Below are 9,054 nucleotides of genomic sequence, written 5' to 3' on the forward strand. Positions count from 1 at the left end.
GGACCCTATCGTGCACGCGCCCAAGTTACGAGCATTAAGCAGTGCGTATGGAAGCAAGGCAGGCTCGTCCAACGAAACCCGCCACGTCGGATTTGACTAGGCCTTCTCATGGAAGTCGCAAAGGCGCAAAAGCAGCAAGGAATCCCTTTTCAAGGGGCACCCTCGCAATCATCTTAGCGCCTTTGCGTTTCCTTCCGATATTCACGGAAAGGGCAGCCACATCACCAAGCGCTACCGCACCTCCAGCCACGTAATCCCCTTCGCGGGCACCTTCACCTTCACGCGCGCACAGTAGCCTCGGTCCAACTCGTATTCCTTTTCCTTGCCGTCTTGCTCGCTAATCTTCGCTATGGTCGTAAGCCCGGAGTAATAGAGCCGCAGCGTAATGGTCTCTTCAATCTTCTCGTCCGTTGGATTGAACACCATCGCCAGCGCACGTTCTGCGAGCGTGGGGTTGACGTGCAGCATGCAGTCGAGACCGGCGCCGTCGGCGCGGCGGACGTGGACAAGGTCAGAATCGAGGATGGCGCGGTGGGCCTTGTAGAAGTCGACCCACTTCTTGACGACGGCGCGCGTCGCGTCGGTGTCATAGAGGCGCGGTCCGCGGTAACACGCCTGGACACCACTGCCAAAGTTCTGCGCAAGGTGCCATTCGTATTCTAGAAGGTGATCGGAAAGCGGCTCCATGGTGGCTGCGGCCCCGCCGCCGTGGTATTCGACGAGGGGCACGAACATCCAGCCCATGCTCGGCGTCTTCTCGAACGTGCCATCGAAGATGTTCTGCCGCGCGATCAAGATTTGTTGCCAGCGGGGCAGGCTGAAGTTGGTCTCGCGATACCCCATCGCGCACTTGTTACTTCCTGTGAAGTAATAGGAGTCGGGTGTATTGATGTAGATTCCGCGTTTGCGGCATTCCTGGTAGAACCACGCACAGCGTTGCCATTGACGCAATTGCGAATCTTCGTAGCCGCGATGATGCGCGTGCGTGGTCGACGCGCACGTGTCGCCATGGAAAGGTCCGTCGGTTTCGATGACGTTCAGGCCCGTTGCGTCCATGAGATTCAGGACGCGCTTGAAGTATCCATCGGACCAATCGCTCGCGAGGCAGACGCTTTGCCCAAACATGCTGCCCGGTTTGCCGGTGTCTTTCGCGATGACATTGAACTCCGGGCTAATGTCGCGCGAAGCGGTCATGAGCGTATAACCGCCCAGTTCGATGCCCTTGCTGTGGGCGTAATCCGCGTCCGCCTTGATGCGCGCGATGTACGCCGCGTCTTCACTCTCGATGTCGAATCCGCTTCCGAACGTCATAATGATCATCTCAAAACCGACGTCGGCGCATTGATCGACGGCGCGGCGCAAGGACTCCGAATTGGAATTTCGGACGTGCATGAGGATGGGATTCTCGGTCACTTGCGGCACGAGCGTACGCATCATGCGCCGGCGCGCCATGCCACGGCGCTCGCGGTCGTCGCTGTCCTGCAGCAGTTCAAAAGTCCGAAAAGACTCGAATCGCTCGCCGGGAGCAAGTTTTACGCCGGGACCAAGCGGGTATTTGCTCGTCAGGAGTAGGGGCATCCGGTATTCGTAATCCACCTGCGTGAGATAATCCGCGTCAGGTCCCCAGAACGTTGTGTTCATCGTGTTGAACGCATATTCGCTCTCCACGTGTACACGGTCCTTCTCGTTCTCGGTAACGGCGAGTATCTCGGATTCTATGCCGTCGACCATCACGTCGTGTGATGTCCCGTTTTCGATTACGACCCACTTCGCAAGGACGGGCAGTCCATCGTAGAGTTCGTACACAATAGAAACTCGCAGTCCATCGTATACAGCTTTCCAGTGCTCCGAAGGCGCGTAGTGCATGGTGACTCGCGCACCCTTCGGCGGCCACGGGTTCGCGGGGGCGTGGCGCTTGGGCTCCCACGGATACGGGGCGACGGGCACCGATTCCTCATATCCCTCGAACACAAAGGCCTCGGGCGCATTGGTCAGCGCGTCAATCCACTCCGGATCGAGATAGGCGTAATCGGGCTGGCCTTTCAGTCCGCCAATCTCGATACGTTGTCCATCGAGCGTGACGATGGCCTCAGGTTTCACTCCGCGCAGGATCGATGTGTTCGTCACACCGTTTCGATATCCCACCGTTGCCGCGTTCGGGGCAAGCCGGAACGTACGCGTTAGGAGATCGTTGGTCAGTTCGAGTTCATTTCGTTTGGAGTGCTTCGTCACCCGTGCCTTCGCATCGACAGGCCCAATCAACCAGTCAGACTCGGGGTTTGGCGTGATCAAAATTGGAGCGGGGGCTGTGTCCGTGTCCGTGTCCGCGTAGGCGGCTCCCGACGCAAACGGAATTAGCAGAAACGCACACAAAGGCAACGAGAAAAGATGGCAGATTCTCATGTTGTCCCCCTCTTCGTATAGGAGTGTCAGACGAAGCGGAATACAGACTGCCCGGATCCGGCAGGGTATGCAAGGGTAAAATGGATGATAGAGTCGTTGCCCAATGCCTGTCAGAGCCAGGCAGCAACACAGGCCAATTCTCCGGGGGGGAATTCTCTACTTGCATAACACTCATTTTATTGAGTAAAATTACTCAGTACATTGAGCATTTTGTAATGAGGTTCTATGAAGCACTTTCAACGTGCTGCGGTAAAAGAGCTTACACGCCGCCTGAACGAGCCTAGACGATTCATTCAGGTGCTTGCCGGGCCACGCCAAACCGGAAAAACGACCCTTGCCCGACAGGTTATGAATGCCACGGGCTTGCCCAGCCATTATGCCTCCGCGGATGATCCGGCCCTTAGGGATCGGAGTTGGATGGAGCAACAATGGGAGACGGCTCGACTTCTGGCCCGAAAGGCCGGTGAGGGACCCGGTGCGCTGCTAATACTCGATGAGATTCAGAAGATCCCTGGGTGGTCGGAAGTCGTAAAGCGCCTTTGGGATGAAGATACCACGGCGGAATTGCCCTTGCGTACGGTCGTATTGGGTTCTTCACCGCTTCTGGTGCATCAGGGGTTGAGCGAAAGCCTGGCGGGCAGATTTGAAGTCCTTCCCGTGCGTCACTGGTTCTATCCGGAGATGCGTGAAGCCTTTGGATGGAACGTCGAACAACATGTATTCTTTGGAGGATATCCCGGCGCGGCTGAGCTCGTCTCTGAGCCAGAGCGTTGGAGACACTATGTTCTCGATTCTCTGGTTGAAACCTCGATATCGCGCGATGTGCTTCTAATGACGCGTGTCGACAAACCCGCCCTCTTGCGGAGGCTATTCGAATTGGGTTGCGTGCATTCAGGCCAGGTGCTTTCCTACCAGAAAATGGTTGGACAATTGCAGGATGCGGGCAACACGACCACTCTGGCGCATTACTTGCAGTTGTTGCGCGGCGCGGGCCTGGTCACGGGAGTAGAGAAGTACATGGGACAGGAACTGCGCCGTCGCGCTACCAGTCCCAAGCTCTTGGTCATGAACACGGCATTGATGTCGGCGCGCTCCGGAATGAGTCTGGATGAAGCCCGTTTCGACTCCGAGTTCTGGGGCCGATTGGTTGAAACGGCTGTTGGTGCATATCTCGCCAATGCGGCGGTTGGTTCTGACTTCGGTCTGTTCTATTGGTCGAGCCGCAATTGCGAAGTGGATTTCGTGCTGAGTCGCGCCAGGAAACTTGTCACAATTGAAGTGAAAAGCGGACGTACTCGAACCGGTCTGCCAGGGATAGAGGCATTCAGTCGCGAACATGCGGTTCATCGTAAGCTGCTGGTTGGGCGGGGAGGAATCCCGCTTGAACAGTTCTTCGAAACGCCGGTTACCCATTGGTTTGAGTAAGCGCAGACAGACTCTGCAGCGGAGACTGTTCCATGCTCGAGGCATTGAGAAAGGCATTCACCGACTACTCAGTCGTTCTCGAACCTGACCGTGACGAACCGGGCTGGTGGGCGGGGGCTCCGTCCGTTGTGCGCGCACCGGACGGAACGTTCTGGATGGCGGCACGGATGCGGGAAACTATCTCGCCGCCGGGGTATCGCGGCTTCGAATTGCGAATCCTAAGGAGCGAAGACGGAATCCGGTTTGAACCCGTTCACGCGATTCGCCGGGAAGACGCGGGTGTGCGCGGCTTCGAACGCCCGGCCCTCGTGATTGACCCGGCCACCGGGCTTTTCCGGTTGTATGCCTGCTCCCCTCGTGAAGAAGGCGGCTGGCGCATCATTCTGTTCGACGACGCATCTGACCCGAGCCGTCTAGACCCCGCTTCCGCGCGCCCGGTACTGGAGCCGCCTGCCACGTGGGGGCACGGCATCGAGCCTGGGTATAAAGACCCGGTTGTCGTATTCGCCAACGGCCTCTGGCATATGTACGTCATCGGCATTGACCGCGTTGAACGCACCTACCATTTCACGAGCGCCGACGGACTCGGTTGGCTCACGGACTCCAATAATCCCGTCCTGGAGAGTGGCGGCTGGCACAACTTCTACACGCGGCCGGCAAGCGTGGTGCCGATGGGCATCGGTTACCTCTTCGTATACGAGGGATCGAACGCCAAGTGGCATGACCCCAACTACAATATTGGAACGGGCTTGGCCTATACACTCGACCTGAGCCGCATCACCGACCTGACGCCAGATGCACCTGCCCTGACAACCTCGACCCCGGGGCGTTACCTCACGTGGCGGTATTCACACTGGCTTCGCGTGGGAGACGTGTTTCACGTCTATGCCGAGTGTGCACGCGCCAACGACAGCAATGAAGTGCGTCTGTTTCGGGTAGCCGCGTCAGACTTGCAACGCTAAGTCCACCGTCGTCCCCGCCAAGTTTTGTTTGTATCTGTTATAATTGTCCTAATCGATGTTGTTGCGGGGAATGCGGGTTTATGTCGAAGTCCGACTCCGACCCTCATTTCCTGAATTTCTCAACGGGGGTAGTCGCATGCGTTTCATTTCGGGGAAGGGGTTTGCGCTGGCGCTGAGTGTGGTGCTTCTGGGCGTGGTGATGTCCGGTTGTCCGGTGCCAAAGTCGGACGCGGAACTTCAGGCCGCATACGAGGCGGCGGTGGCCGATGCGGAGGTGGCGGAAGCGAGCGAAATCAGCCGGGAATTGCTGGCAATCACCCCCTATAACCCGCGCGTAACGTGGGAGGGGGTGCCGGGAGAGAGCCGGGTGTTGATGGTTACCTGGACATCGTATACCGGATACGACGACCTAGTAGGGAAATCCGTTGTGCTAAGCGACTTGGCCAAGGCGGAGACCATGACCACGCGCGATGTATGGGTGACGGCGGCCATGGGCGTCCAGTTTGCCATAGCCGAGTGCAAGAGCATGCCCAATGGACTGGTGGTACGGCTGGAGCAGTTGCTGGGTTTGCCGCCGAACAGCGGCAAGACGCGATTCGTCGAATTCTGGGTGGACCCGCAGGATCTATTTCGCCCGTCACCCGACCCTGAGATCAGCGACAGCGAAGCGGAGCTGGATTTTCAGACGTCGGACGACTACGTCGTCGTGAGTCCTGAATACATTACATGGTTTGAGGATCTGAAAGCGTCGTCCTACGGAGAAGGAGGCTATCCGTGGACGCGTTTAGGTTACACGTATGACTGGGGGAATCCCTGTAGCGAAATCGGCCTAAGTGAATTTGTCATAAGGACCGGAGCTACGGTTGATGTCCATTCGGTGACGTTAACAGAAGATTACTTTGAGTAATGCATATTTAACCAATCTGGTGCCCGGAAGACCCTGAGTAAACGACGATCCCCAGGACTGTTCCGTCCTGGGGATCGAAGGAGTCCTCTTGGAAGGGCAACCTATTCGAATTTGAGTGAATCGAACCCTAGTCCAACGCTATCGGAATTGAAGCTGGGGTCGCCAAGGTCAATGGTCATGTAGGACTTAAACTCCGGCACTCGGCCCACTTCCTGACCGTCTATGGCCAATGTACATCCGTGGCCCGTCTTGTCAACGACCGCGAAGACGAGTTCGTGCCAACCCTTGGCCCGGGCGATGGGCGATGCCGACGCGCGGTCTGTGCCTTCCCACACGATGTAATGCATAGCATCGATGGCGCCATCGACGCCAAGCGCGACCATGGCGTTTTCGGTGGCGGTCATTCCTCGGAGCGCCGCGAAGCACCGGGCACGCGCCTTGGCTGGGTCGTCGTAGAACCACACGGAGACCTTGTTGGATAGAAACGTCGGGTGGCTGTAGCGAATGGCGCAGACATCCGTGTCGATGGAAAACGCTTGCGCGCCATCGTGGACGATGTCTTTGGTCAAGAAGGCATTTCGCATGCCTTCCGCGCAGCGGAACACGAAAAACGGACTAAGCGTCCCCTCGAACCCGCACACAAGCGGGAACGTGAGCGGTCGATCCATCTCTTTCGGATAGGGGAAGGGGAAATCCTTCGTCAGACCGACTGCCGGATTCGTTTTTGAGGCATCGAAAGGCTTGTTGGTCTCCCAACGGCCGTTCACCATGAGATTCCCGGGGGGATTCAGGAAATCGAACCCCGGATAGACGGGCGACTCGAAGTAGTTGTTATCGAGGAGCGTTTCGTCCTCATAGCGTCCGAACTCGGTGTTATCCGCGTTCGCACCGTACGCGCGGTTGTTGCGGATTTGCGTGACGTAGGTCATGCCGGGGTCAAAGTCGATGGAACAATCGTCCTTGGGCCGATCCTCAGGCTGGGGCCACGTGGCATTGAACCACGACCACGCGTCGGCAATACGGTTGTTTTCGAAGACGGTATTCTCCGTGGTCGCGCCAATGTAGAACGCGCCGCCGTCCCAACTGCGCGTTACGCAACGCGCGATGTCGTTGTTCTTGATGACGTTGTTGTTCATGACGGCCCACTCGCGCGGGCGGTCCCACATCGAGAACATGAGCACGCCCGACTTGGGCGAATCGGTCAGCAGATTGTTGGAAATGACGTTGTCGTTGCCCGCGCGCTGCAACATGATGCAGCAACCCGTTATGGACAAGCGTCCGGGGTGGTGGATGTAGTTGTTGTGGACGGTGTTGTGGTGCGTGGCGATGGTTGCAGGGCCGCTTTGGGGTTCGTCGTAAGCCGACTGAATGACGACGCCGTTCATACCGGGATGGGCAATTTCGCAACCGGTGACGGTGCAGCGCGTACAACCCGTGCCCAACTCGACCGCGTTGTTGCCGGCGTAGTTGAACCGGCAATTGCGGATGACGATGCCTTCGGCGTTGGCGACGACCACCTGATTGCCGGCTCCCAGGAAGTTCAATCCGTCAAACACGATGTCATGCACGGGCTTCCCAGTACTCTCTCCCTCGACGCGAATCAGCCCTTTGGCCGTATTTGCCGTAATAACGGCCTTGGTGAGATCGCCGGCCACGGGCCAATAGTACACGTCGCCCGATTTCCGGTCCGCGTAGAATTCTCCAGGCGCATCGAGCAATTCGAGCGCGTTTTCGAGGCGATAGCACTTCCCGTCGACGGGGTTGTACGCGGGATCGGAGGCCTTCCCGTCCGTGTAGATGCGTTGTTCGGCCACATCGAGCCGCTGCACGGCGAATCGGTTCGAGAAGTACGTGCCCATCATGATGAGATGGACCTGCAACTGCGCGGTATTCCACCCCTGGGGATAGAAGTCTTTGGGGTCATAGCAGAACGACCAGGTCGGTTCGATTATAGGCTTCCACAACCGGAACCAGCCTTCGTTGGGGCTACGCGCCATAATGCCGGGTTCGCCATTCTCAAAAATCTGCGCCGGGGCATCCGGGCGCTCGGCAAACTCGGCGAAGCGGGTCTTGTAGATCCCCTCGCGGTATGGGGTCCATCCGCCGACTTGCGACCCGCCCGCGACAATCACTTCGTCAAGGCCGTAGTTGCGGATGACGAGGCTTCCGCCCTCTACGCAGTCTTCGCTCCCGAATGCGACGGAGTCCGAAAGGTAGTACGTGCCCTGGCGTAGATAGACGATCACATCCTTGATCTTCCCGTCCGCGCGAAGCTCTCGCGCCCGGTCGCGCGCGCGTTGGATAGTCTTCACGGGGCTGAGGTCGGTGCCGGGGTTCTTGTCGTCGCCGTTCGGCGATGCGAACAGCATGGTCGTCGTATCCGGATAGAATCCCCTGAGGAAGTCGGCCACGCTGCCGTCGTACCGCGCCTCCGCGAGAAACTCCTTCCCCTCCTGGTTTCCCCAGGAATAATAGATGACCGTCTTTCCATTGAATTCACAGAAATCGAAGTCCGAATTGTTGCGGTCGCGCGCGCCCGCGATGTACCGGCGTTGCTCCTCGGTCAGCTTGGCGTTGCCAATCAACTTGTCCGCCTCCGAATGACGAACGATGGGCTGAAAGGGGCTGTCTTCCCAGGCGATGAGGTCCTTTGAACGGGTGATATGCGGCTCGTACGCGTCTCGATGGCCTTCAAGATAAATCATGTAGTAGTAGCCGTCGAGGAAGTGAATCGCGGGACAGGCCGAGTAGCGGTCCTTGCGGTGTACGCATTCCGAGGGCGTCAATTCCCAATTCATGAGGTCTTTGGAGCGCGCGAAGCGCGACGTGAAACCGTTGCCCGTCTCTTCCTTGGGCGCGCCGATTTCGAATGCCATGACGTATCCGTCTGGGCCTTTGCAGACGGAATTGTTGAAGATCTCCCAACCCGGCAGATCGAGAATGACCTTTGTCTCCCAGTTCGTGAGGTCTTTCGACCAAAACACGGAGAGTTTCGAGCCGCCCCAATCGTTTATGCCAAACGCATACATGGTGTCGCCGTCGGCGAAGGCGCTGCCCAAATCGAATCCCTTTGCAAACGACGCGGTGTACTCGCCGGTTGCGGTATCTACGAAGCGGAAATAGGAGTCGCCCGTCGTATTGGGCTTGTAATAGAAACCGCGAACGTATTCGAAACGGTAGAGCTTGCCATTGAAGACGACCGGCGTGGTTTCCACCATGTCGCAATCGATGGTGCCCAGTTTCTCGATCTTCGGCGGCTGCGGCTCGGCCACCGCGAGTATCGAAACGAAAAACATCATGGAGACAGCGGCGATGGCACGGAACATGAAGCACCTCCCCCTGTGAGATGAACGGAAT

5 protein-coding genes are annotated in these 9,054 nt (G+C 57.8%); 3 read left to right on the forward strand and 2 right to left on the reverse strand.

Annotated elements, in window-relative coordinates:
* Positions 1 to 231 precede the first annotated feature (231 nt).
* Positions 232 to 2,403: an alpha-galactosidase gene (locus tag K1Y02_22940; protein MBX7259236.1), complete on the reverse strand. Its 2,172-nt coding sequence runs from the start codon at positions 2,401 to 2,403 to the stop codon at positions 232 to 234.
* Between the two features lie 225 nt (positions 2,404 to 2,628).
* Here K1Y02_22940 and K1Y02_22945 point away from each other — a divergent pair, with 225 nt between their 5' ends.
* The 3 genes from K1Y02_22945 to K1Y02_22955 all read left to right on the forward strand — a co-directional run bounded on the left by K1Y02_22945 (position 2,629) and on the right by K1Y02_22955 (position 5,697).
* On the forward strand, positions 2,629 to 3,828 hold the full coding sequence (locus K1Y02_22945; protein MBX7259237.1) for an ATP-binding protein: 1,200 nt from the start codon (positions 2,629 to 2,631) through the stop codon (positions 3,826 to 3,828).
* Between the two features lie 32 nt (positions 3,829 to 3,860).
* Positions 3,861 to 4,790, forward strand: a complete 930-nt coding sequence (locus tag K1Y02_22950; protein ID MBX7259238.1) for a hypothetical protein — start codon at positions 3,861 to 3,863, stop codon at positions 4,788 to 4,790.
* A 136-nt stretch (positions 4,791 to 4,926) separates the two neighbouring features.
* Positions 4,927 to 5,697 carry a hypothetical protein gene (locus tag K1Y02_22955; GenBank protein MBX7259239.1) on the forward strand — a complete coding sequence of 257 codons (771 nt, stop codon included), beginning with the start codon at positions 4,927 to 4,929 and terminating at the stop codon, positions 5,695 to 5,697.
* Between the two features lie 101 nt (positions 5,698 to 5,798).
* On the opposite strand, the gene K1Y02_22960 is transcribed toward K1Y02_22955, so the two are convergent.
* Positions 5,799 to 9,023 (reverse strand): right-handed parallel beta-helix repeat-containing protein, encoded by a 3,225-nt coding sequence (locus K1Y02_22960; protein MBX7259240.1) that lies wholly within the window; start codon positions 9,021 to 9,023, stop codon positions 5,799 to 5,801.
* Positions 9,024 to 9,054: the final 31 nt, after the last annotated feature.

Source organism: Candidatus Hydrogenedentota bacterium, from assembly GCA_019695095.1.
Classification (GTDB): Bacteria; Hydrogenedentota; Hydrogenedentia; order Hydrogenedentales; family SLHB01; genus JAIBAQ01.